This window comes from Gottfriedia sp. S16(2024), assembly GCF_050473765.1.
Taxonomy (GTDB): Bacteria; Bacillota; Bacilli; order Bacillales; family Bacillaceae_G; genus Gottfriedia.
Map to the genome: position 1 here is coordinate 597,828 of NZ_JBFLUO010000001.1, position 23,226 is coordinate 621,053.

Annotated in this window: 20 protein-coding genes, 1 riboswitch and 1 other annotated feature; of the genes, 8 read left to right on the forward strand and 12 right to left on the reverse strand. The window is 34.1% G+C overall.

Translation table 11 applies throughout. The annotated features are described in order from the left end of the window. Nucleotides 1–156: 156 nt before the first annotated feature. On the reverse strand, nucleotides 157–1,509 hold the full coding sequence (locus AB1282_RS03005) for an amino acid permease (protein WP_429898407.1): 1,353 nt from the start codon (nucleotides 1,507–1,509) through the stop codon (nucleotides 157–159). 60 nt (nucleotides 1,510–1,569) lie between these two features. Beyond that, nucleotides 1,570–1,804 (reverse strand) — a binding site (T-box leader). Between the two features lie 641 nt (nucleotides 1,805–2,445). Between AB1282_RS03005 and AB1282_RS03010 the strand changes: the two genes are divergently transcribed. Both AB1282_RS03010 and AB1282_RS03015 read left to right on the forward strand, forming a co-directional pair. Continuing rightward, nucleotides 2,446–2,958: a hypothetical protein gene (locus AB1282_RS03010; RefSeq protein ID WP_429898408.1), complete on the forward strand. Its 513-nt coding sequence runs from the start codon at nucleotides 2,446–2,448 to the stop codon at nucleotides 2,956–2,958. A gap of 54 nt (nucleotides 2,959–3,012) precedes the next feature. Beyond that, nucleotides 3,013–3,303, forward strand: a complete 291-nt coding sequence (locus tag AB1282_RS03015) for a hypothetical protein (RefSeq protein WP_429898409.1) — start codon at nucleotides 3,013–3,015, stop codon at nucleotides 3,301–3,303. 436 nt (nucleotides 3,304–3,739) lie between these two features. Here the strand turns inward: AB1282_RS03015 and AB1282_RS03020 are convergent, their stop codons facing one another. Beyond that, on the reverse strand, nucleotides 3,740–4,891 hold the full coding sequence (locus AB1282_RS03020; RefSeq protein ID WP_429901048.1) for an MFS transporter: 1,152 nt from the start codon (nucleotides 4,889–4,891) through the stop codon (nucleotides 3,740–3,742). Between AB1282_RS03020 and AB1282_RS03025 the strand changes: the two genes are divergently transcribed. Continuing rightward, nucleotides 4,806–4,991, forward strand: coding sequence for a hypothetical protein (locus tag AB1282_RS03025; RefSeq protein WP_429901233.1), 186 nt, complete (start codon nucleotides 4,806–4,808; stop codon nucleotides 4,989–4,991). The genes AB1282_RS03020 and AB1282_RS03025 overlap by 86 nt on opposite strands. A gap of 9 nt (nucleotides 4,992–5,000) precedes the next feature. After that, nucleotides 5,001–5,101, reverse strand: a riboswitch (purine riboswitch). 387 nt (nucleotides 5,102–5,488) lie between these two features. Here AB1282_RS03025 and AB1282_RS03030 read toward each other — a convergent pair. Then, the gene (locus AB1282_RS03030; RefSeq protein ID WP_429898410.1) at nucleotides 5,489–5,827 is read right to left on the reverse strand and encodes a hypothetical protein; all 339 of its coding nucleotides are present in this window, start codon (nucleotides 5,825–5,827) and stop codon (nucleotides 5,489–5,491) included. Between the two features lie 386 nt (nucleotides 5,828–6,213). Here AB1282_RS03030 and AB1282_RS03035 point away from each other — a divergent pair, with 386 nt between their 5' ends. Further along, nucleotides 6,214–6,456, forward strand: a complete 243-nt coding sequence (locus AB1282_RS03035) for a hypothetical protein (RefSeq protein ID WP_056467996.1) — start codon at nucleotides 6,214–6,216, stop codon at nucleotides 6,454–6,456. Nucleotides 6,457–6,619: 163 nt separating this feature from the next. Here the strand turns inward: AB1282_RS03035 and pstA are convergent, their stop codons facing one another. The 3 genes from pstA to AB1282_RS03050 all read right to left on the reverse strand — a co-directional run bounded on the left by pstA (nucleotide 6,620) and on the right by AB1282_RS03050 (nucleotide 9,363). Continuing rightward, nucleotides 6,620–7,507, reverse strand: coding sequence for a phosphate ABC transporter permease PstA (pstA, locus tag AB1282_RS03040; protein ID WP_056467992.1), 888 nt, complete (start codon nucleotides 7,505–7,507; stop codon nucleotides 6,620–6,622). Then, nucleotides 7,504–8,400: a phosphate ABC transporter permease subunit PstC gene (pstC, locus tag AB1282_RS03045; protein WP_056467989.1), complete on the reverse strand. Its 897-nt coding sequence runs from the start codon at nucleotides 8,398–8,400 to the stop codon at nucleotides 7,504–7,506. The genes pstA and pstC overlap by 4 nt, the downstream gene beginning before the upstream one ends. Nucleotides 8,401–8,469: 69 nt before the next feature. Continuing rightward, on the reverse strand, nucleotides 8,470–9,363 hold the full coding sequence (locus tag AB1282_RS03050; protein WP_390310939.1) for a phosphate ABC transporter substrate-binding protein PstS family protein: 894 nt from the start codon (nucleotides 9,361–9,363) through the stop codon (nucleotides 8,470–8,472). Between the two features lie 266 nt (nucleotides 9,364–9,629). Here AB1282_RS03050 and AB1282_RS03055 point away from each other — a divergent pair, with 266 nt between their 5' ends. After that, nucleotides 9,630–9,782 (forward strand): hypothetical protein, encoded by a 153-nt coding sequence (locus AB1282_RS03055; RefSeq protein ID WP_429898411.1) that lies wholly within the window; start codon nucleotides 9,630–9,632, stop codon nucleotides 9,780–9,782. 53 nt (nucleotides 9,783–9,835) lie between these two features. On the opposite strand, the gene AB1282_RS03060 is transcribed toward AB1282_RS03055, so the two are convergent. The 6 genes from AB1282_RS03060 to AB1282_RS03085 form a co-directional block, all read right to left on the reverse strand. Further along, the gene (locus AB1282_RS03060; RefSeq protein WP_056467978.1) at nucleotides 9,836–10,732 is read right to left on the reverse strand and encodes a phosphate ABC transporter substrate-binding protein PstS family protein; all 897 of its coding nucleotides are present in this window, start codon (nucleotides 10,730–10,732) and stop codon (nucleotides 9,836–9,838) included. 197 nt (nucleotides 10,733–10,929) lie between these two features. Next, nucleotides 10,930–13,392 carry a glycosyl hydrolase family 28-related protein gene (locus tag AB1282_RS03065; RefSeq protein ID WP_429898412.1) on the reverse strand — a complete coding sequence of 821 codons (2,463 nt, stop codon included), beginning with the start codon at nucleotides 13,390–13,392 and terminating at the stop codon, nucleotides 10,930–10,932. Between the two features lie 404 nt (nucleotides 13,393–13,796). After that, nucleotides 13,797–15,023 (reverse strand): Zn-dependent hydrolase, encoded by a 1,227-nt coding sequence (locus tag AB1282_RS03070; protein WP_429898413.1) that lies wholly within the window; start codon nucleotides 15,021–15,023, stop codon nucleotides 13,797–13,799. 17 nt (nucleotides 15,024–15,040) lie between these two features. Beyond that, nucleotides 15,041–16,528: a sodium:solute symporter family protein gene (locus AB1282_RS03075; RefSeq protein WP_390310944.1), complete on the reverse strand. Its 1,488-nt coding sequence runs from the start codon at nucleotides 16,526–16,528 to the stop codon at nucleotides 15,041–15,043. Next, the gene (locus AB1282_RS03080; RefSeq protein ID WP_390310945.1) at nucleotides 16,528–16,746 is read right to left on the reverse strand and encodes a DUF3311 domain-containing protein; all 219 of its coding nucleotides are present in this window, start codon (nucleotides 16,744–16,746) and stop codon (nucleotides 16,528–16,530) included. Before AB1282_RS03080 ends, AB1282_RS03075 begins: the two co-directional genes overlap by 1 nt. Then, nucleotides 16,725–18,353 (reverse strand): amidohydrolase, encoded by a 1,629-nt coding sequence (locus AB1282_RS03085; RefSeq protein ID WP_429898414.1) that lies wholly within the window; start codon nucleotides 18,351–18,353, stop codon nucleotides 16,725–16,727. The genes AB1282_RS03080 and AB1282_RS03085 overlap by 22 nt, the downstream gene beginning before the upstream one ends. 168 nt (nucleotides 18,354–18,521) lie before the next feature. Here AB1282_RS03085 and AB1282_RS03090 point away from each other — a divergent pair, with 168 nt between their 5' ends. The 3 genes from AB1282_RS03090 to AB1282_RS03100 all read left to right on the forward strand — a co-directional run bounded on the left by AB1282_RS03090 (nucleotide 18,522) and on the right by AB1282_RS03100 (nucleotide 23,207). Continuing rightward, nucleotides 18,522–20,108 carry a PucR family transcriptional regulator gene (locus tag AB1282_RS03090; protein WP_429898415.1) on the forward strand — a complete coding sequence of 529 codons (1,587 nt, stop codon included), beginning with the start codon at nucleotides 18,522–18,524 and terminating at the stop codon, nucleotides 20,106–20,108. Between the two features lie 183 nt (nucleotides 20,109–20,291). Next, nucleotides 20,292–21,647 (forward strand): aspartate aminotransferase family protein, encoded by a 1,356-nt coding sequence (locus tag AB1282_RS03095; protein ID WP_429898416.1) that lies wholly within the window; start codon nucleotides 20,292–20,294, stop codon nucleotides 21,645–21,647. A gap of 45 nt (nucleotides 21,648–21,692) precedes the next feature. Beyond that, nucleotides 21,693–23,207, forward strand: a complete 1,515-nt coding sequence (locus AB1282_RS03100; protein WP_429898417.1) for a CoA-acylating methylmalonate-semialdehyde dehydrogenase — start codon at nucleotides 21,693–21,695, stop codon at nucleotides 23,205–23,207. The last annotated feature ends 19 nt before the right edge of the window (nucleotides 23,208–23,226 follow it).

Sequence of the window (23,226 nt, forward strand, 5' to 3'; positions counted from 1 at the left end):
TTTGATTTACTATTCAGAAAAAAAGGGCTTTACTCATTAAAAGTAAAGCACCAGTTAATTGAAGAACAAGAATAGTATAAGTGTTGTGATTACATTACCTGCCTTAAGTAAGGCTCAATAATCACCATCAATTTCAATTATTGCTAATTATCTCTTCTACAAGTTTTTGTTAAGACGTTTTTTCCATACATACGTTAACGTAATAAAGACGTAGATGCAAAGTGTAATGATCGTTACGATGATCGGTGTCGTGAAAATGATTCCGATTAGAATCATCATTAAAGCGATGATTACAGCCCAAGTCGTATATGGGAACCATTTAACTAAATATTCACTTGTTTTTCCAGATGACTGTTTACGTGATTTCAAATGAGCAAAGGCAATAATCAACCAGATGAATAATACAGTATATCCTAGCGATCCCATCAAGAAATCAAATGTCTTGCTTCCAGCAAATAAGGAAATTAGTACACCGCCAAGTAAAGTGGAAGTACACATTAATATTGCGTATACAGGAACTTTCCTCTTAGATAATTTTGAAAAGATTTTCGGAATGCGACCGTCCGCAGCTTGCGTATACAGAACGCGAGATGAACCATACAATCCAGAGTTCATCGATGAAATAATTGCTATTAGAACAACAGCATTCATAATATGGTCAGCACCAGGAATCCCTATCATTTTAAAGACCATTACAAACGGACTTTCTGGCACCCCGTTTACTTTGTTCCAAGGAATTAAACTAACGATGATGAAAAATGGAATGATATAGAAAGAAATGATTCTAACCAAAGTATTTCGAACGGCTTTTGGAACCACTTTTTCTGGATTTTTCGTTTCTGCTAATGTGACCCCGATAATTTCAGTACCACCATATGAATAAATTACAACCAACATAGCCGAAATTAAACCTGTTGACCCATTCGGAAAGAAACCGCCATGGTCAGTTAAGTTAGAGAAACCGACTGCTTTATGATCACCAAAATTCACAAGTAACAATATTAACCCAGCTAAGATGAATACAATGATGACAGTAATTTTAATTAAAGCAAGCCAGTACTCCGTTTCAGCAAAAACCTTTACCGATAGCAAATTGATTGTTGTAACCAACACCGAAACAACTAATGCAAGCATCCATATTGGATAATCTGGCAACCAATATTGAATGAAAATAGCAGCAACGATTGATTCAGCCGTGATGTTCAATACCCACATTTTCCAATAAATCCAATCAAGGAAATAAGCTGGGTACTTTCCTAATATAGATTGGACAAGATCCCTGAAAGTTCTTGCATCGCTATTGCGAACTGCCATTTCAGCTAAACCTTGTAAAACGAATAATAAAATGATGCCTCCTAGCAAGTAAGCAATTATGATGGATGGGCCTGCCATATCAATTGCTGAACTACTTCCCTTAAATAAACCTGCCCCAATGGCACCTCCTAATGCCATCATCGTAATATGTCTTGACGTCATTGTCCTTTGTAATTTCTGTTTGTCCGTTTTCATATCCTAACCTCCTAAAAAATCAAAAAAGGCACATCATCCCATTCTTCATAATCAAATGAAGAAAGAGACGACATGCCTTAGCTTACCGCGGTACCACTCTTATTGGCTCTTTTCGAACCCTACTTTAAAAACCTTGTAACGTAGGTCAATCGTTAAAACAAGAGAAAAGATTAAATCTAATCTTTCGCTTTACCACTCCCAGGCAAGTTCAAAGTATCATTGGACTGCGTCGCACCACCCCGCAGCTCTCTTTACCTAATAATTAACTTTTACTACTCCTGATCTTTGCGTTTTGATAAATATTTTCTGAATATTTTTTATAATAACTAATACTATACGGACGCAAAGCAAACTTGTCAACAGTTTTTTCAGAATAATATTTTTAAAGAATTAATCCTCGGCAGATTGGTTCAAAAGTTAAATGAATCCGTAAAATACTATTTTTTATATTCATTGAAGTATCATCAGTCAATATCGTTACCCCCCCACGATAATCGGCTCTTTAGCCGATTTTTTTTGTGGAACTAAATGGCAGTTTAGTTTAGTAAGATATTGAATATTTATGATAATTTGAATCCGATTTTATAGAGGGGAGTATGTAAATTATGGGTTGGTTTTTGTTCTTACTGCACAAGGGAATTTATTTTTTAATTTCCTTTATTTTGGTTCTCACGATCCGCATAACCCTAACGCTACCCCATATTTTGTTCGTGGTAATTTTGCCACAGAAAAAATATCTCAAAAATTCCTGACATACGAAAAATCAAAAAAACCCAGCCAGCTCAACCTAATAGCAAAAAAAATTTAAAATTTTAATTTGGATTGTATCTCTAATAGATTTAAATTTTCCATTTTTGGTATTTTATGGATAAATAAGTCATGTATAATAGAATTGTAGAAAACAAAAAAATAATACTAATGGGAAAGGTGTTTAATATGAAAAAAAATTTAAATAAAATTATTATGTTTTTAAGTGCATTTTCTTTGTTTTTATTGCTAGTGCAACCTGGTTCAACCGAAGCGGCATCAAAACCAACGCTTAAATCTTTAGAAAAGAACTATAATAGTGCTGTTCAAAAATTATTTTTTTGGAGTAGCTTAAATGATCAATTTAGTTTGGGATCTCTTATTGTAGATATATCTTCAAAAGCATACGATGAGTATAAATCTTTAACCCTGTCAAGTGAAAGAAAATACTCAAAGACAGATTTTGTAGATAATGTAACTACTATTACAAAAGTTGGTATTCAATCTGGAAGCAAAACCATGAGCAAAACCGTTACAATACCGATGAGAGTCTATGTTTACAAAAAATATTTAAAAGCAAATAGTAATTTAAAAGATGCGGAAAAGAAATTGAGAAAATATTATCCTAATGAAGCAAAATGTATCATAGATAATAAATGTAAACGCGGCAGTGGTGGTGGTGGCGCAGATCGTAAGTGGTAAAATTTATTTCACAAAAAAATTGGATTTCGGAAAAGAATTGCACTAGACCTAAATATGGATAAAGGGAATGTATCAAAAAGTCTAAAAAGATTATGTCAAAAGCAATTTATTGCAAAAATAGAGAATGGATATATGATTAATCCTCACCTATTTTATATTGGTAAAAGTCATTCAAATGATCGATATGAATTACGTGAAGAATTTGACACAGCTTTAACGAGCAATAATATTCAACCTCGTTTTTCAATGAATGAAGATATGTATAAGCTAACAGAATGTCAACCAAATTCGGTTGAAGAGTCTAGTAATACTACCGAATATAATTCATCAAATTTCCCTTTTTAATAAAAGGCTACATGAATCATTCAGGATTTTATACAAAAATAAGAGAATAGGATAGTTACAGATTCCCCTACAAACGTTGAGAAGTCTACGATGTATAAAATGATGCATATGAAGAGAAAAAAGGAAAAAGCCAATCCCTTGCCGCAGAAGGGATTGGCTTTTTATTGACTTCCGTTGCAAAGTATGAAGAAAGATGACATTTTCGGCCGTCCGAATCATTATTGTTATAGCATATTTACCTATTCTTTATAAAATCAATAAACGACTTACCTACTTAGAAAATGAGGTCAAAAGATTAAATGGGGAATAAATCTTATTGAACCAAAGCAGTGCGTTAGTTGCATAAGGAAGTATCAAAACTAGTAAATTATTTTGTTTTTAAAGCTAATTTGTCTTCAACATAGACCAGAGTTCCATCTTTAACCCCTTGGGAAGACTAGGCCGAAGCCTTTTGTTCTCTTGATATGTTCGGTCTCGTAAAAGAAAAGACTGCGCATAGTAACGCAATAATGACAATGCCACTCCCAAACCAAGCTGTGTTGGAAACCGAGCCAGTTTGGTTTAGCACAATGCCACCAATTGCTGAACCAAGCGAAATACCAATTTGCAATGCGGAATTATTAAAACTTTGCTGTATATCAGACGTAGCTGGATCGGTTTGAATCAAATAGCTTTGTTGAGGTGGCGCCAAGCTCCAACTCAATGCTGCCCAAACCATCATCGTTGGGATGAATAAGACTAGTGAAGAAGTTGTTAATGGTATTAAACACAATACAATAGCAAATGCACTGATAACGATGATGATACTTTTCCGAGCACCAATCCAATCAGAAAGTGTTCCTCCGAATGCTCCACCACTTACAGCTGCAATACCAAATACAAAATAGCAGATACTAATCCAGTTGGAATTTAGATGAAGATTCGTTTCTAAAAATGGGGTAAAATAGGCATAAATCGTATAGTGTCCTGCTAACATAAACATGGTAGCAAGATGGGCGCTGATTATTTTCCCACTTCCTAAAGCCTTTAATTGTTGTGAAAGCGGAATTGTTTTTTCCCCAGGAATGCGCCCCAAAAATAGTGAAATTAGCGCCATCGATCCGATTGATAATACAGCGATTCCAAGAAATATTACACGCCATCCAAACATATTGGAAATCAGGATTCCCAATGGTACGCCTAACACTAATGACGAACTAATCCCCATATAAATGAGTCCCAAAGCTTTGGCCTGGTGGGCAGGAGCAACAATTTTAACAACAATGGTTAAAGAAAGCACAACGACAAGTGCTGTACTTGTTGCCGTCAACACCCTAGCAATCATCATAAAGGTAAAGTTTGGACTAAAATATGTCATTACATTACCGATGAAAAAGACAAACAAGGAAGCAAGATACAATTTCTTGCGTTCGATTCTGCTGGTTAATACCAGTAAAATCGGACCGGCAATGGCATAGATAAGCGAAAACACTGTTATAAGTTGCCCTGTAGTGCTTAATGAAATGTTGAAATCATCGGCGATTGTTGGCAATATTCCACCAACGATTAATTCAACTAATCCAACTGCAACGGTCGATAATGCTATTATAAAAACTTTCAAATTCATACTCTATTTCTATCCTTTCTTAGTTAATATAAAAAGAAATGACCCTGAAGGTCCTTTACAGAAAACAATAAAAAAATCCTGATTACAAAAAACGAATAAATTCATTTTCTGTAATCAGGATTTTTAAGGTTCCTGGTAGAGACCTTCTAGCCATATTCTAGAAGTTATACAGTTCATATATATTAAGAGCGATCACTTTGTTGATTTTACTATACTTTATCCTATCCCTCAAGTGTAAAATCATTTCCAAAGCTAAAATTCCAATCTAAAAGGGGTACAGCCACATGCCTCTCAAGCTAACAGAACAGATTGTCCCCAAAACGATAAAAATGAACTTCATTGCTATAAAAAACACATAATTTAATATAAAAAACAATAAGAACAGGGTCACACCGATTCTTAATCAACTTATCTGGTCGATACTTCAATAAAAAAAGAGCACCAATTAGACTAACGGGTTCAGTTTTGAAGTACAAAAAATTAAACAGCAACCAAAAAAGCAGACATTTTAGTTATCAAATTAACAGTAAATTTAGCACATAAGACAACAAAAAAGGAGCGAAGTTTGCTCCTTTTTGATTACCATTCTCTCCACTCTTCGGTAATGTCATCATCAGTTTCTAATCCTGCAATACTTACTGCTGTATCAATAAACTCACAAAGGTCTTCTCGCTCCATCGTTTCGATGTAATAATCATATTGTTCATTTAATTCATTAAATTTAATTACCACATCTTTAACAATCTTCATTATTTCTGCTTCTGGAGGGTTTGCACCCAGTTTTTCTAAGCTATTAATAAAACTGTCAAGAACTTCATTTGTTGCATTAATATTTTCTTCATTAAAAAATTCATTATCCTCATCATTCTCGACCCATTGAATTGTTGGTTTGTTTTTTCTTAATTCTTCAAATGACATAATTTCCTCCACATCAAAAATTGGTCATACATTGTATGCCAAATTAACACTAATTTTAACATAGGTTTTGTAGACTGTCTGCTGGTCATCAGACACTTGCTAATTACTATGTTAAATTAATAGTTAAAATCAAAATAATACCTTTATACTAACAAATAAAAGAAGTCCAATTCATTTGCAAATTGGACTTAAAATTGAACTGTTATTATTATTTTTGTACTCAAAATCTGAACCTGTTCCAATTAGACAACCTCTTTTTTAGTTCAAAAATCAACATTTTTATTTAACAGAGCCTAATTATTAATAATTATCAACTCATTTTTAAAGGTCACATGGAAATAATAACTATGAATTAAACTTATTAAACGAAGTGGAGTGTGCCAAGTATGGATGAAATTATTGAAAGTCTGAAAAGTCTACACAATGAAATAAGTGTTAAGCTTAGCAATGCTTTCAACTTTTCAGAAACTAATGATAAGCATAACCAAAGTTCACATCAAAATTATACTGAATTATCTAAAGTTGCTAAAGAGCACTTAGAACAAAATAAAGAACATCAAATAGCTAAGACAATTTTAAAACATTTAGAATCATTACTTAGTGAGGTTGATGAAATAAAAAACGCTTAACTTTTAATCGTTAATAACATTATCGATAAATAGGATTTCCCCTCCTGTATCAATAATATTCTTAATCAAAATAGCGCTCCCAACATGTATAAAGGACAGGACCAACTAATACAAAAAATCTCTACGGAATCTTCCATAGAGATTTTTAAAAATACTTATTTTATTATCTTTTTGCCCCTGTAAAACGTCTATTTAAAAACTTAGCAAACAATCTAGCAAATAGATTAAATAACAGGATCATTACGATTAAGACTGCAGCAGATTTTGTAGCGATGCTTTGTGCATCTGGAACAATACCTTCTGAATTTAATTTCCAGATATGAACTGTTAACGTTTCTGCTGGTCTAAAAATATTAAACGGATTCATCGGTGTATTTAATGGAGCAGCATTATTTAGAATAGGCGTTGTAAGTCCAGCAGTATAGATTAATGCCGCTGCTTCACCAAAAATTCTTCCAGCTGCTAAAATAATCCCCGTAATTAATTGTGGAATTGCTGTTGGGATACTAATTTTAGTAATAGTTTGCCACTTTGTAGCTCCTAATCCAAGACTACCTTCTTTACTAGTTTTAGGAACATTTAATAACGCTGTTTCACTTATCCTTGTTAAACTTGGAAGATTTAAGATTGAAATCGCAAGTGCACCACCAATTAATGTGTAACCCCATCCAGTCATTGTTACAAATACTAATAAACCGAATAAACCTACTACGATTGAAGGCAACGAAGCCAACGTTTCAATACATAGTCTTAAGAAATTTAAAAATCGACCTGGTTTTGCATACTCTGCCATATAAATCCCAGCTCCAACTCCAATCGGAACTGAAATAATTAATGTTAACACTAAGATATAAAATGAATTAAAAAGTTGTGGTCCAATCCCACCACCTGCTTGAATATTACTAGGTTTTCCAAACAAGAAATCAAAGTCCCAGAATCCCCAACCTTTAAAAATAATTTCACTTAATAAAAATAGTAATAATATTACAACTAAGCCAGCTATTAAACAAAGAATTCCCGTCCAAATCTTATCCATTTTTCTTGCAATCATGATTCATATCCTCCTTTTCTCCCAATTAATCGAATGACAAGTATAAAGAGGAAGGATATTAAAAGTAAGATCATTGCTAGAGTCCATAAAGTGTTATTCCAAGCTGTACCGTTTAATGTATTTGCCATATCCATTGTTAAAATTCCTGTTAATGTTGCTGTTGGGTCAAAAATACCATTAGGGAACTTAACTGTATTTCCGATTACCATTTGTACAGCTAATGCTTCACCAAATGCACGAGCCAGACCTAAAACGACTGCTGTTAAAATGTTTGTTTTTGCAGCGGGTACAATTGCCAATTTAATTGCTTGCCATCTAGTAGAGCCTAGTCCATATGATGCTTCTAAATAAGTTCTAGGAACAGCTCGCACAGCATCAGATGCTATACTTGCAATTGTCGGTAAAATCATGATACTAAGCACAATAATCCCTGCAATTAAGCTAAAACCTACTCCACCTACAGTATTTCTAAGAAGTGGAACTAATATTGTTACCCCAAGAAATCCATAAACTACTGAGGGAATACCGACTAGAATTTCTAAAACTGGAATTAATACTTTTTCACCAAACTTAGGTGAAATAAAATTCATGAAAATTGCTAATGCAATCGCAATTGGTGCAGCTATAATTACAGCGCCAACAGATACAAGAATTGATCCAACAATAAAGATTAAAGCACCATATGTTGGGTTTGAAGCATTATTCGGACTCCAATGTTTTGAAAACAAAATTTCACTTAACGATATATCACTTACTGTAAATGATTGAATCCCTTTACTAACAATAAATCCTATTATTGCTATTGTAATACCGATCATTAAGAAACCACATAAAGTTACAAGAGTTCTTCCAAGGTATTCAATTAGAAAAAAGTTTCTTTTTTTGAAATTCATGATAAACCCCTATCATCCATTAATAAATTAGTTTGAGAGTTGGTATAAAACCAACTCTCATTTTTTATATTATTCTAAGCCTGCCATTTTCGAAGCTGGGATATAACCCATCTCAACTAACTTATTAGAAAACTCGTCGCCACTAATAAATTCAATATATTCTTTTACAGGAGATTTCGCATCGCCTTTTGTAATCATGTACTCATAAGAATAGAATGGGTAATCACCTGAAACGATATTGTCTGTAGTAGATTCTTTTCCATCAATTTTCACAGTTTTTAAAGCATCTTTTTTATCGCCGATTAAATATGAGTTAGCAAGGTACGAGATTGCACCTGGAGTAGAGTTTACAGCTTGCTCAACTGCACCGTTTGAGTCTTGTACTGTTCCTACGCCATCATTAATCTTAACGTCTTTCATAATTTTCTTTTCAAATGCTGCACGTGTACCAGATGATGCTGGACGATTAATTACATTAATTTTTTCATCTTTACCGCCAACTTCTTTCCAGTTCGTTACTTTTCCAGCGAAAATATCTTCAATTTGTTGAAGTGTAAGTGAGTCTACACCAACATCTTTATTCGTTACCATTGAGTAACCAACACCAGCAACTTTTGCTTCTACTAATGAACTTGCTAAAGTTTTATCTTCTAATTTATCAGCAGCTGGTACATCTGAGTTACCAATTTGAATTGCTCCAGTAGATACTTGGTTTACCCCAGTACCACTACCGCCACCTTGAACTGTAATTGATACTTGTGGGAACTTAGCCATAAATTCAGTAGCCGCTTCATCAGCTAGTGGTTGTAATGCTGTTGATCCAGCAGCACCAATTGTTCCTGTTAATTCTACTTTTTTATCATCTGAAGTCTTTCCAGTTGTTTTATCATCTTTATTAGAACATCCTGCTAACATACCTGTAATAGCCATTGCTGCAAATGTTAATTTTAATCCACGTTTCATTTTAATCCCCCTAAAATGTTTGTTTTTATTTTTAATTTTGTTTTTTATTTTTGTTTGTTTCTCTCTTACATTCTCTACTTTAAAGTTTTTAGGTTAAGCAAGTTTTAATCAATCGTAAAGAAATTGTAAATCTTTTTAAGAATTGTATATTTAGTCGATATAAGGGCACTAAACGTTGCGTTAAACTATCAAGTATTTATTAAAACTTACTAAATATAAAGTAGAAAACTACTTAATACTAACTTTACTTTTTAAGTAGTTTCATCATGTTGATCGTTAACGTAGTCAATATTGAAAAGCCCGAACATATAGTGACTTTAATTGATATAGCTGTGAACTTCGTTGATAAAGTGATGCTTTTTGTTGATATAGCGACGGAATTTGTTGAAAAAAGCTTTTTGTCCATTACAAAGAAATAAAAAAAGCTGACTCAAAAAGTCATAGACCTTTAGAGTCAGCTCAAATTACATTATTATTGTAAACCTGACATTTCTGAAGCTGGGATATAGCCCATTTCAACTAACTTATTAGCAAATTCATCGCCACTAATGAATTCAATATATTCTTTTACTGGAGATTTTGCATCACCTTTTGTAATCATATACTCATATGAATAGAATGGGTATGCACCAGAAGTAATGTTATCAGTTGAAGATTCTTTTCCATCAATTTTCACAGTTTTTAAAGCGTCTTTTTTATCGCCAATTAAATATGAATTAGCAAGATAAGAAATTGCACCAGGAGTAGAGTTTACAGCTTGTTCAACTGCACCGTTTGAATCTTGAACTGTTCCTACGCCATCATTAATCTTAACGTCTTTCATAATTTTCTTTTCAAACGCTGCACGAGTACCAGATGATGCTGGACGATTAATTACATTAATTTTCTCATCTTTACCGCCAACTTCTTTCCAGTTTGCTACTTTTCCAGCGAAAATATCTTCAATTTGTTGAAGTGTAAGTGAATCTACACCAACATCTTTATTTGTAACCATTGAGTAACCAACACCAGCAACTTTAGCTTCTACTAATGAACTTGCTAAAGATTTATCTTCTAATTTTTCAGCAGCAGGTACATCTGAGTTACCAATTTGAATTGCTCCAGTAGATACTTGGTTTACACCAGTACCACTACCGCCACCTTGAACTGTAATTGATACTTGTGGGAACTTCGCCATAAATTCAGTTGCTGCTTCGTCAGCTAGTGGTTGTAATGCTGTTGATCCTGCAGCACCAATTGTTCCTGTTAATTCTACTTTTTTATCATCTGTACTAGTCTTGCCAGTTGTTTTTTCGTCTTTATTAGAACATCCTGCTAACATACCTGTAATAGCCATTGCTGCAAATGTTAATTTTAATCCACGTTTCATTATTGTTTGTCCTCCTAAGGAAAATTATTATTTTCTACATCTCTAACTATAGAAAAGAATAATTAACCTAGTTTTAAACGATTGTAAATAATTCGTAAAGTTGTTTTAGGATTACATAGTATTTCTTTTATTAAATCATAAAAAGAAAACACCCTATCTCCTTTAAGGAATAGGGTGTTTTAAAATAGTTACTTAGATTATTTAGTCCAAACCATTGCTCCTCCTGTAATTACACTAGAAGTATAACCTTGAGCATTTACAGTAACATAGTCTGGTGACTCTGAATAGATTTTCGTATTTTCTCCTATTACACCATTACCTGTTAGATTAAAGCTTGCATTTCCGCTAGCCTTCTTATCAACATTTACACCATACCAGCTGTTTCCGCTTGTATTTAAATTGTTTGCTGTAACATTTGAGCTATTTACAATTAAACCTGCTGCTGCATTATTTGTTAAAGTGATGTTATTTAAAGTTACATTTGTTGAGCTTACTACATTTATACCACTACCATAGTCAGTTCCTGAACCAGATCCTGTCATTGTGATATTCGCTGCACCTGTCACTTTTAGATTTTCTAGAGTTACAGCTTTATCTCCGCTATTTACTGTAATTAATGATGCATAGCCTTTTGTTCCAGTTGCGTTTGTCCATGGTGCAGTACCTTTTGTAATAACTGTTGAATCTCCTGCACCAATAATCGTAATTGATTTTTCTATTCTAAGCTGGCTATTTAATTTGTATGTTCCAGCCGGTACTTTGATTGTATCTCCATCTTGTGCGGCATTTACTGCATTTACAAGGTTTGAGTAATAACTTGTGCTATTTGCATTTGTTAGTTTAATAAAATTTTCTGGAGCTTTATTGTTCCATACTGTTGATGTTGTTCCTTCAATAGGATAAGCAGTATAACCTTTTGCATCTACTGTTACATTTGTTGTTTTATCTGACATGATTGGAGTAGCTTCACTAATCACACCGTTGCCTGTTAAAGTAAAGCTTGCATCTCCACTTGCGCTCTTATCGACATTTACACCATACCAACTGTTTCCACTTGTATTAAAATTGTTAGCTGCAACATTTGAACTGTTTACGATTAAGCCAGCTGCTGCATTGTTTGTTGACTTAACATTATTTAAAGTTACATCTGAAGAACTAACTACATTTATACCGCTTCCATAATCAGTTCCTGAACCAGATCCTGTCATTGTGATATCCGCCGCACCTATTACTGTAATGTTTTGAAGTTTAACTGCTTTATCTCCACTATTTACTGTAATTAATGATGCATAGCCTTTTGTTCCTGTAGTGTTTGTCCAAGATGTAGAACCTTTTTTAATAACTGTTGAATCTCCTGCTCCAATTAAAGTAAGTGCTTTTTCAATTCTAATTTGTTTATTTAATTCGTACGTTCCTTTAGGAATATAAATTGAATCTCCATCTTGAGCGGCATCTACTGCTGATTGGATATCCGTGAAATTACTTGTGCTATTTTGGCTTGATAACATAATGCTATTAGGAATTCCACTTGGATTGCTATTTTCTACTTTATAAATATTTTGATATTTATCTGTGATTTGTATCACTGCTTTTGACGGTGTTGTTAAGTCGTAAGCTGAACTTGTCCACCAATCGTCCTTTACCACTTTATCACTTTGGATAAACTCCGTACTGATCATACCACCGTCGACTTTTAATTGGTCGATTTGAGTACCAGAAGCTGTTTTAGTTGCAATTGTATTTCCCTTTTCATCAATCAACGTAATTTTAATTTCTTTTAATAAGCTAGATGGTAATTCATTTACGTCTAGTTTAAATCCTACTTTATAAGCAAAATATCCAGCATTATAGTTATTTGAAAATTTGAAGTCCTGTACATGTACATAGTCCTCTGAATTTGCGATCATGACTGGTCCAGCAACTACAACTTTTACGCTTGCCTTCTTCGTTGTATCAGCTACAGTACCATAAACAGTATAAGTGCCTGCCTTGCTAAAGTTAGTTTGATTCCATTGAACAGCTTTAGAAACCTTTGTACCGTTTACTAGTGTTACGACTACTGTTTTTGGAAGGGGTACATTTTCTTTGCCGTTAACTTTAATGTCGCTAATATTGCTTATACTTGAAACCTGTAATCCAGCAATTTTCTTTGTAATGTCCGACTTAATGCTAGTCAGCTTTGAAATAAAAGCTGATTTAACATTTGCATATTTTAAATTATTTATTGCTTTCAAAGCATCATTATAATGAGCAGTCACTTCAGTGCTTGTTGTTTTTACTGTAACATTACCCTTAAATGCTTCAAATTTTTTAATTGCATCATTTGCACCTTTTTCTGCTTTATCTTCTAATGCTTCATAAGAAACTACTTTGTTGTGTTGACTCGTAATTTGTTTAGTAAATAAGCTTTTCTTTGTTTTATATTTACTCGTTAATTTTGCTACTTCTTTTCTAGCTGTAGATTCTAATGATGCGATTCTTTTTTCATCAGAAGTTTGCTTAGGTAGGCCAGCTTTTACAAATTTATCTGTTGCTTTTGATGCATTTACATAAGTTGTATAAGATGAGGCAGCATACGCTGGTGTTACTGAGGTTGCGACTATAGCAGCGATTACTGTTGAAGATAAAACTTTTCGAACTGACTTAAATTGCTCTTTCACTATGATGTTCCTCCTAAGATGTAGCTAGTTAATTTACTTAATTGAAACGAAAACTACAAACTAACTTAAATAGTTTGTTACATATTTCACAAAACAAATTAAGTTTGTTACTTGTTTCACAAATTTAGTTTACATCCTCGCACTCACATTGTATACAATAATATTAATAAGGCTTAATTTACCATTTTCTTAATTTAATTAGAAGAGCTCCATTTAATAGCAATCATTCAAATTTACATAAGTAAATACAAAAAAATTCTTAATTTAGAAACCTTCTTTCATAAAGAAGGAAAGGCAACGTACCATTGTATACGTTGCCTTTTTTAGATATATTAATTAAATTTTAAAACAGCTCAGTCACATACTCTACTTGCATATCACCAGAGTTTTTTTATGAACAAACCCTATTTCTTCACTTTTTCAACGCATAATTTTAAGACAGAATTCAGTAAAACATTCGCCCCTTTCGCACAATCCTCATATGAAGTTAATTCATCTTCACGATGACTATATCCATTTACACTTGGTACAAAAATCATAGCAGTTGGAATAAAGGAAGCAATGAATTGAGCATCATGACCAGCGCCGCTATACATTCGATTTTCTTTATACCCTAACTCTTTGCAAGCATATTCCACAGCATTGACTACTTCTTCATCAAAGTCAACTGTGTCTCGATCCCATAGTCGGGTCGATTTGATTGGACAGCCACTTATATTTACTGGTAATTCTTCCACCATTAGTGTAACTTCTGCAATAACACTCGGATCTTTATGCCTCGCCTCTAAAGTAAAGGTTACTTCTGAAGGAATGACCGTATGAATATTTGGATATGCATTTATACGACCGATTGTATAAACGAGCTCTGAATCTAGTCTTTGTAATTGCTTTTGTAAATCTACCACCACATTAGCAGCAGTGAACATCGGATCTTTACGCATGCTGATTGGCGTCGTACCTGCATGGTTGGATTCTCCAAAAACAGAGATTTCATAGCATACCATTCCTAGTACACCTTCTACTACCCCGATTTCTAAGTTTTTCCGTTCCAGTACAGGTCCTTGTTCAATATGTAGTTCGATATACGCGCTAGCTTCTTTTAAGCGATTTGCCTCAGAACCATCGAAACCACTTTCATTTAATGCTTTTGCAAATGTAATTCCATTTTTATCTGTAGAAGCAATCATCTTCTTTTTATCAAATTTACCTGATAGTACGCCAGAAGACATAAGAGATGGCTCAAATCTTGCCCCTTCTTCATTTGTAAAATTGACAACTGTAATTGGATAATCTAATTCAATCTTTTCATCTATAATTGTATAAACAGTCTCTAAAGCTGTAAGTACACCTAGTACGCCGTCGAAACGTCCTCCCTTAATAACTGAGTCCAAATGGGAACCAATTACAATTGGAGGTAAGTTTTTTTTCCCTGGTAAAGTAGCATACATATTCCCCATATCATCATGCTTTACTGTCATTCCTACTTCTTCACATAATGCCTGAAATTTCTTCCTTACAGCAATATCTTCAGGAGATAATGCTAGTCTAGTTACTCCATTGTTTTCGGTTTTACCATATTCACTAAACAACTCAATTAATCTTTGAAGCCGATTAGCATTCGTCTTGATCATATGAAGGCCTCCTTTAATTATTGGGCAATTTCTTCTGCACCTTGCTCAGCTTTTTCTCTTTCAACCAATGCGTTAGTTACTAAACTTACGCCGACACTGATGATAATATTAATGGCAATTGCTACAAATCCAATGTTAATATCATTTATTGAACTTGGAATATTAGGGAAAATATTAACTAATTTAAATGAAGTTATTGCATTAAATAATACGATGGAAACCCCTGTAATAATACCAGCAATCGCACCGTACTTATTCATTAGTTTTGTATTAAAGAAACCGAAGATCAGTGCTGGCACTAATTGAGTAATTAAACCATATGACATAATGTTTAATACAGCCAACGCTTCTCCGCCTGTAATAGTAAATACATACGCTACTAAAATAATAAATAAAACAAATAACTTTGATACATTCAATTGCTGACGATCGCTTGAGTTTGGCTTAATTAATTTGTAAAATCCCGTCATTAACCCTACTGCTCCAGACATAACCATTACAGATACAGGAACTAATGCAGTTAAAAGTCCTGCCCCACCAACAATTCCTACAAACCAAGGATCAAATGTTTTCATAGTAAGACGTAAAAGAGAAAGATCACCTTCAGGTCCTTTTAATCCTGGCACTTGAATTATTGCAGCAAATCCAATAAAAAAGGCAAATAAAATTAAGATTGTGTACAAAGGCAATGTGATCGCATTTTTCTTTAAAGCACGTTCACTTCTAGCTGCTAATACGACACTAAAAGATTGTGGTAAAAGGTAAAAACCAAACGCATTTAGAACAATTGTCGAAATAAACCAAGGCATACTATAACCTTCAGATGCAAATGTTAAAGCTTCTGGCTTAGCTGTTTGAACAGCTTCAAATAATGGTCGAATACCACCAAAATAGTGATAAGGAATATAGATACCTAAGAATACAATGACAAATAAGATTAAAATATCTTTTAATACTGCATTCCAAGCAGATCCATGGATACCAGAGTTAATAACATAAATTGTAACAATAACTGCACCGATTGTAGAAGCAATTAATGGCGAAATGACACCGTAAGAAGCTTCGGATACGATAATACCTAATCCTTTTAATTGGATTACTATGTACGGTACAAGTGCGATTAAACCGATGAAAGCTACAACCATACCTAAAGCCTTACTATTATAGGTTTTCATGAAATATTGAGGCTGTGAAATAACATCATTCTTCTTTGCGAAACGCCAAATTTTTGGGATAATCCAATAGGAAAGTACATAAGCCAAGCATATATATGCTGGCACATAATAAGCTGCCGCACCGTTTGAATAGGCCCAGCCACTGCCACCTAAAAAAGTAAAAGTCGTATAAACTTCACCAGCAATTAATAAGAATACGAATATTGTACCGAATCCTTTATTCCCTACCGCAAACTCATTTACATTCATTTCTTTCCCACGACTTGCGCTAATCCCTAAATATAACGCAACGGCCCCAATAAAAAAGATAATCAGTAAGGCAACATTCATTAAAATTCACTTCCTTTATTGGTAGGATCTAATTTATAAACGATGAACAGAATGACAGACGAGAGAATCATCCATAATACAATCCAAAATAATAAGAATGGCACCCCAAAAATAAAAGGCTCTATACGATTAGCTAAGGGCAGAAGGACACACATTCCTATGAAGGGAAAAATCAGTAATAATTTAAAATAATTTCTCACTTGCTCCCCACACTCCATCCCTCAAATTGATTTGTATACACTACTTCACCATTTAAGATTGTCGAATCTACTTTTACTTCGAGTAAATCTTCCACATGACAATCTAATATAGAAGTATTTAAAATAACTAAATCAGCCAATTTTCCTGATTCTATGCTTCCTTTAGAATCTTCATCAAAGCTTGCATAGGCCCCGTTATACGTATACATTCGAATCGCATCCATTAGCGATACTTTTTGTTGTTGTCCAAAAGCTGTATTTTGTCGCGTTAAACGAGTAACAGCTGTATATATGCCGACTAATGGATTAACTGTCGTGATCGGAGCGTCTGAACCTGCCGCTGTAATGATGCCTTGGTTCAATAAATCACTTGCCGCGTACATATAATTGGTTCTTTCACCATAGTTACGAATATAACTTTCTCCGAATTCATAAGGGAATGAAGGGTTGAGTATAGGAATGACATTTAGGGCCTTGGCTTTTTCTTGTAAATCTGGTGGACAGACGCCTAAATGTTCAACACGATGACGATGATCATCACGTGGAAATTCACTTAAGATATTTTCTATGACACTCAAATATTGCTCAATCGCTCGGTCACCTTGAGCATGCACTGTAATTTGATAGCCATTTCGATGTGCAGGGGAAAAGATAGAATAAAGTTCTTCTTCTGTATACTGTAAATAACCGTAATTATTTCCATCGCTTGTATATGGTTCACGAGTAGCAATTGTCGGGCCCGTACTACTACCATCAGTGAAAAGTTTAGCTGGTCCAATTTTGAAAAATTCATTTCCTGTATTAGTCATTACTCCAGCCGCTAACATATTTTTAGTGAAATTTTGACAATCGTTCAAACTGCCGATTAACGCATAAACTCGAGCTTTTAATTTCTTATTATTTGAAGCAATTTGCATAATTCTAAAGCTGTTTTCATCGAATCCACCAGCATCATGGACACTTGTAATACCATAAGCAAATAATTGTTCCTGTGCTTTCATTAGTGCATTAAATAATTCATCATTACTATAAGTCACATTTTGATTAAATTCTAAAAAGGCATTTTCAATAAGGCGACCAGTAAACTTGCCGTTATTATCTTTTTCGATTGTTCCTCCTTTTGGATTAGGAGTGCTTGGACCAATTTTGGCGATTTTTAAAGCAGTTGAATTGACAATCCCAATATGTCCACAAGTGCGGGTAATAACAATTGGGTGTTCCTGTGTAAGTTCATCAAGTTCTTCAATCGTAGGATACCGTTGTTCCTTTACCATTAACTCATTAAATCCAAATACACGTATTATTTGTCCATTTTTAGTATTTTGAACGATGTCAGCTAATTTATCTTTTAGCTCTTCAATTGAATTAATTGTGGGATTTTTACAGTCGAGGTGCATTAATGTATTACCGTATAAAAAAAGATGCATATGAGCATCAATAAAACCTGGTAAAACAGATCTTCCGTGCAAATCAATGACTTCCGTTGAGGTAGTTATATATTTTTTTATTTCTTCTGTTGTTCCTACAGCTGCAATCTTATTCCCTTCAATTAGACATGCTTCAAAGACTTCATTTTTACTATTTACTGTAATCACTTCACCATTTAATAAAGCTGTCTTGTTCATTCGCACACCCTCTTTGTCTAAATTTTATGAATATACAAAAAATATAACATAGCTTTTTAATCGCTCGATATAAACATAATGTAAAAAAGTTCCCTTTGTCGTTTTACATTATGTTATATTTTCTGTATAAAGCATTGATAAACCTTTTTCTAAAGAGGAGGCTGTTTATTGTCTTATTCACTTAGGGTTCAAGATTTATTTGATAAAAAACATTTCAAAAAGGCTCAAATTCTAGCTGGTCACAGCGGGATTTCGAATGCTATTAAGTGGGTTCATATACTGGAGTCGAAAGAGATTGGTACTTTCATTAAAGGCAATGAATTAGTATTAACTACCGGAATACAACTAACACAAGAAAAGACGCTGTTCGAATTTGTAGAACAACTAATTAGTAAAGAAGCAGCCGGATTATGTATTGAATTTGGTGAACATATACAATCTGTACCGAATAATGTCATCGAGTTGGCCAATTTGTATAATCTCCCAATTATCGTGTTTAAAGAAATCATCCCATTTATAGAGATTACACAAGAAATACATAGTATGTTAATTAATCAACAATATGAAATGATTAAACGGTTGGAAAACTATTCACAAGAAATTAACAAATTAACTTTGAAAATAACTCACTACGAACATATTTTAATGAGACTTTATAAATATTTAAACATTAACGTTGCATTTATTATTAACGGTCAGCAACCTTCCTTTATTCCAAATGAAAAACAGCATATGTATATGAACTTAAGAGACAAATACGAAAAGAAAAACGAAAAAAAACATTTTGCAAAATGTGAAGTAAACATATTAGAGGAAAGCTATGGTGAGGTATGTATTTTCACCGAGAACCGTACAATAAATGAGTTCGAGTTATTAGTATTAGACAGAACTGTAACCGCTTTATCTCAATATTTGTTACGCAGTCTATACATAGAAGAGAAACAAAATATTTACTCCCGCGTATTATTAGAATCTTGGTTAAATGGATCATTCGAAGATTCCGTCATTACCTCCTTCTTACAAGAACAAAGCTTTCATAATTTAGTAGATTGCTCTTATTTCGTCTTAATCGATCACATAAAGAATTCAAAAAAAGAATACGATTTAAATTATTATAAATTATACTCCCGAAATATTTTTGAAAATAAAGGTTTCGTTCTATTTTTATTGGAAGAAAAACAAAGACTGATTTATATCATTGCAGATATTTATGGATACGATACAAAAAAGCGTATTTTAGACTGTATTGAAAAAATCAAGAACTTCAGGAAGAATAATAATTATATAGACTTAAATGTCACTTCTGCTGTTGGACAGATTGTAAATGATTATAAATTAGTGCACCAAAGTTTCGAAACTGCACAGGATACATTATTAATCCGCCAAAACGCTATTCAACTTTCTTATTTTTATGAAGATCTCTACTTACATCAATTAATTCTTCAAATGCAAAAAAACAAAGCAATTATGGATTTAGCAAAGAACTATTTATATCCCCTCTATGAATATGATGCAAAAAATAATGGAAATTTGATAGAAACATTACAAGTTTATTTGCAATGTAATTGTTTAAAAAATGAGACTGCTAAAAAGCTATTTATTGTCCGTCAAACGTTATATCATCGCTTGTCCAAAATTGAAAGTTTAATAGGAACTGATTATATGCTTCCACCAAAACGACTCGCTGTTGAATTAATGTTGCTGGCTACTCAGGATAATTTCCAATTTACAGACTTAGAAAAACTTTCGTTATAAACGGCCTTTCATATCCCCTTTCTTTCACTCATTACTTGAATGAAAAAAGGGGATTTTTTTGTTAACAAAGTGTCAATATGTGAAACAGTTTTTAGTAAACATTTTACATTCTGTCTGATGATAATCGCGTTAAAAGACTTCACAATAAAGACAGATTAACAAATTACTAAAGGAGTGACTCAAATGGAAAATGTTCGTATAGCTGAAAATTTGGTTACAAAAGATGAGAAATATTTATGGCATGCAATGAAGCCTTATAACCCACAAGCTACAACCATTATTCAAAAAGCTGAAGGAGCTTGGCTAACAGATATTGATGATAATCGTTATTTAGATGCAATGTCTGGATTATGGTGTGTAAATGTTGGTTATGGAAGAGAAGAAATTGCAAAAGCAGCATATGACCAACTTCTAGAGAACAACTATACACCATTATCTCTTAGTCATCCTTCTGCAATTTTACTTGCCGAAAAAATCAATGAATTACTAGGCGGAGATTATGTCGTCTTCTTCTCGAATAGCGGCTCGGAAGCAAATGAAACAGCATTTAAAATCGCGCGTCAGTATTATCAGCAAAAAGGACAAGGAAATCGCTATAAGGTAGTTTCACGCTACCGCGCATATCATGGTAACACTATGGGAGCACTCGCTGCAACAGGGCAAGCCGAGCGCAAATATAAATATGAACCTTTAGCACCAGGGTTTATTCATGTGAAAGCACCAGATCAGTATCGCTACAATGAAGATGGCTTTAAGAATGCTAGCGAATTACCTTCCGTTAAAGCGGTAGACGAAATCATGACATGGGAACACTCAGAAACAATTGCGGCGATGATTTTAGAACCAATTATTACTGGTGGTGGAGTCATTATGCCTCCTGAAGATTACTTAAGAGGCATTAGGGAAGTTTGCGATAAACATGGTGCACTATTAATTGTTGATGAAGTAATTTGCGGCTTTGGACGCACAGGAAAAGCATTCGGTCATCAACATTACGGAGTGCGGCCTGACATCATTACAATGGCAAAAGGACTTACAAGTGCATACATGCCACTTTCTGCAACAGCAGTAAAGAGAGAAATTTATGAAGAGTTCACTAAAAACGGAAACTATGACTATTTCCGCCATGTAAATACATTCGGGGGTTCACCAGCTGCATGCGCAGTTGCGCTAAAAAACCTAGAAATTATGGAACGCGAAAATTTATTTGAACAGTCTTCAAAAATGGGTGCGATTCTAATTGATGAATTAAAAGAGACCATTTCACACCACCCTCACGTTGGCGATATTCGCGGAAAAGGACTACTAATCGGAATCGAGGTAGTAGAAGATCAATATACAAAAAATCCTTTAAGTGTAGAGAAAGTCAATCAAGTAATTGCTAAATGCAAAGAACGAGGACTAATTATTGGGAAAAACGGTGCAACAGTAGCAGGCTATAACAATGTATTAACACTATCTCCTCCGTTAAATATTACAACCGAGGAAAAAGATTTCATTCTTTCTGGCTTAACACAAGCAATAAATGAAATTTTATAAAATCTAAAGCAAAGATAGCTTGATTATTGAAGGGAGAACTTGAAGATGACAAATATTACTGAAGTAAAAGAACTAACTCATTATATAGATGGAAAAATGATTGCTGGTAAAAGTGGTCGTTTCCAAGAAGTATTCAATCCTGCGACAGGCGAAGTGATCGCCAAAGTTCCATTAGCTTCTGTAGAAGAAGTAAAATATGCCATTAAAAAAGCAGAAGCTGCCTTCCCTGCTTGGCGTGACCTTTCAGTTGCTAAACGCGCAGAAATTGTAATGGCATTCCGAAACTTGCTAACAGAAAATAAGGATAAAGTAATTGAATTAATTTGTACCGAAAGCGGAAAAACAGAAGAAGATGCATTGGGCGAAATTACTCGAGGTATTGAATCAGTAGATTTAGCAATTAATGCTCCCCACTTGATGAAAGGAGAATATTCAGTAAATGTTGGCGGACAAATTAATGCTTACTCTGCTAAATACCCTCTTGGAGTAGTTGCAGCAATCTCTCCATTCAACTTTCCAATTATGGTGCCGCTAGCACAAACTTGCATGGCAGTAGCAGTTGGAAATGCAGTAATTTTGAAAGCTTCTGAGCGTGTGCCTATGACAGCTTTATATATAAGTGAGTTATGGACTAAAGCTGGTCTCCCAGATGGAATTTGGACAGTAATCAATGGAGATAAAGAAGCAGTAAACGAATTGCTTGAAAACCCAGTCGTACAGGCAATTTCATTCGTTGGTTCTACACCTGTCGCACGTTATATTTATGAAACAAGCGCTAAGTATGGCAAACGAGTTGTTGCTTTAGGTGGTGGCAAAAATAATATGGTAGTCATGCCAGATGCCGACTTAGAACAAGTAGCTAACGCCTTCATAAGTGCTGGCTATGGAGCTGCCTCCCAACGATGTATGGCAATTTCAACATTAATGCCTGTAGGACAAGAAACAGCTGATCGTTTAGTAGAAATTTTAGAAGAAAAGATTAATAGATTAAAAGTCGGAGCTTACACTCAAGGTGCCGACTATGGACCAGTTATTTCGCAGCAAGCGAAAGAGACGATCCTAAAAGCAATTGATCGCAGTGAACAAGAAGGCGCAAAAATCGTATGTGATGGCCGTAATAAAGACATTACTAAAAATAGCAAGGGCTTCTTCCTAGCCCCGACTTTACTAGACCATGTTAAACCAGGTATGGAAATTTATGATGAAGAAGTATTCGGCCCTGTACGTAATATTGTACGCGTTGATTCATTAGAAGAAGCAATTAGATTAATCAACCAGCATGAATTAGGAAATGGCGTAACGATTTTTACAAACAATGGTTTAGCCGCTAGGAAATTTACGACTGAAATTGACGTCGGTATGGTCGGTGTAAATGTACCAATTCCAATACCTGTAGGTTACCATAACTTCGCTGGTTTTAAAGGCTCAAAATTTGGCGACGGGCAAATGTTTGGTCCTGATCAAGCTCGCTTCTATACGAAGACGAAGATGATTTCCGAGCGTTGGTTGACTCCTAGTGAAAATAGTAGTTTATCGTTTGCGTTTCCTAGTAATAAGTAATTATTTGAATAGATACAAA

Bases quoted from the DNA above. Each gene is read 5' to 3' on its own strand.
- AB1282_RS03005 (WP_429898407.1), bottom strand. From the start codon at position 1,509: ATGAAAACGGACAAACAGAAATTACAAAGGACAATGACGTCAAGACAT.
- AB1282_RS03010 (WP_429898408.1), top strand. From the start codon at position 2,446: ATGAAAAAAAATTTAAATAAAATTATTATGTTTTTAAGTGCATTTTCT.
- AB1282_RS03015 (WP_429898409.1), top strand. From the start codon at position 3,013: ATGGATAAAGGGAATGTATCAAAAAGTCTAAAAAGATTATGTCAAAAG.
- AB1282_RS03025 (WP_429901233.1), top strand. From the start codon at position 4,806: ATGTTGAAATCATCGGCGATTGTTGGCAATATTCCACCAACGATTAAT.
- AB1282_RS03030 (WP_429898410.1), bottom strand. From the start codon at position 5,827: ATGTCATTTGAAGAATTAAGAAAAAACAAACCAACAATTCAATGGGTC.
- AB1282_RS03035 (WP_056467996.1), top strand. From the start codon at position 6,214: ATGGATGAAATTATTGAAAGTCTGAAAAGTCTACACAATGAAATAAGT.
- pstA (WP_056467992.1), bottom strand. From the start codon at position 7,507: ATGATTGCAAGAAAAATGGATAAGATTTGGACGGGAATTCTTTGTTTA.
- pstC (WP_056467989.1), bottom strand. From the start codon at position 8,400: ATGAATTTCAAAAAAAGAAACTTTTTTCTAATTGAATACCTTGGAAGA.
- AB1282_RS03050 (WP_390310939.1), bottom strand. From the start codon at position 9,363: ATGAAACGTGGATTAAAATTAACATTTGCAGCAATGGCTATTACAGGT.
- AB1282_RS03055 (WP_429898411.1), top strand. From the start codon at position 9,630: ATGTTGATCGTTAACGTAGTCAATATTGAAAAGCCCGAACATATAGTG.
- AB1282_RS03060 (WP_056467978.1), bottom strand. From the start codon at position 10,732: ATGAAACGTGGATTAAAATTAACATTTGCAGCAATGGCTATTACAGGT.
- AB1282_RS03070 (WP_429898413.1), bottom strand. From the start codon at position 15,023: ATGATCAAGACGAATGCTAATCGGCTTCAAAGATTAATTGAGTTGTTT.
- AB1282_RS03075 (WP_390310944.1), bottom strand. From the start codon at position 16,528: ATGAATGTTGCCTTACTGATTATCTTTTTTATTGGGGCCGTTGCGTTA.
- AB1282_RS03080 (WP_390310945.1), bottom strand. From the start codon at position 16,746: ATGGAGTGTGGGGAGCAAGTGAGAAATTATTTTAAATTATTACTGATT.
- AB1282_RS03085 (WP_429898414.1), bottom strand. From the start codon at position 18,353: ATGAACAAGACAGCTTTATTAAATGGTGAAGTGATTACAGTAAATAGT.
- AB1282_RS03095 (WP_429898416.1), top strand. From the start codon at position 20,292: ATGGAAAATGTTCGTATAGCTGAAAATTTGGTTACAAAAGATGAGAAA.
- AB1282_RS03100 (WP_429898417.1), top strand. From the start codon at position 21,693: ATGACAAATATTACTGAAGTAAAAGAACTAACTCATTATATAGATGGA.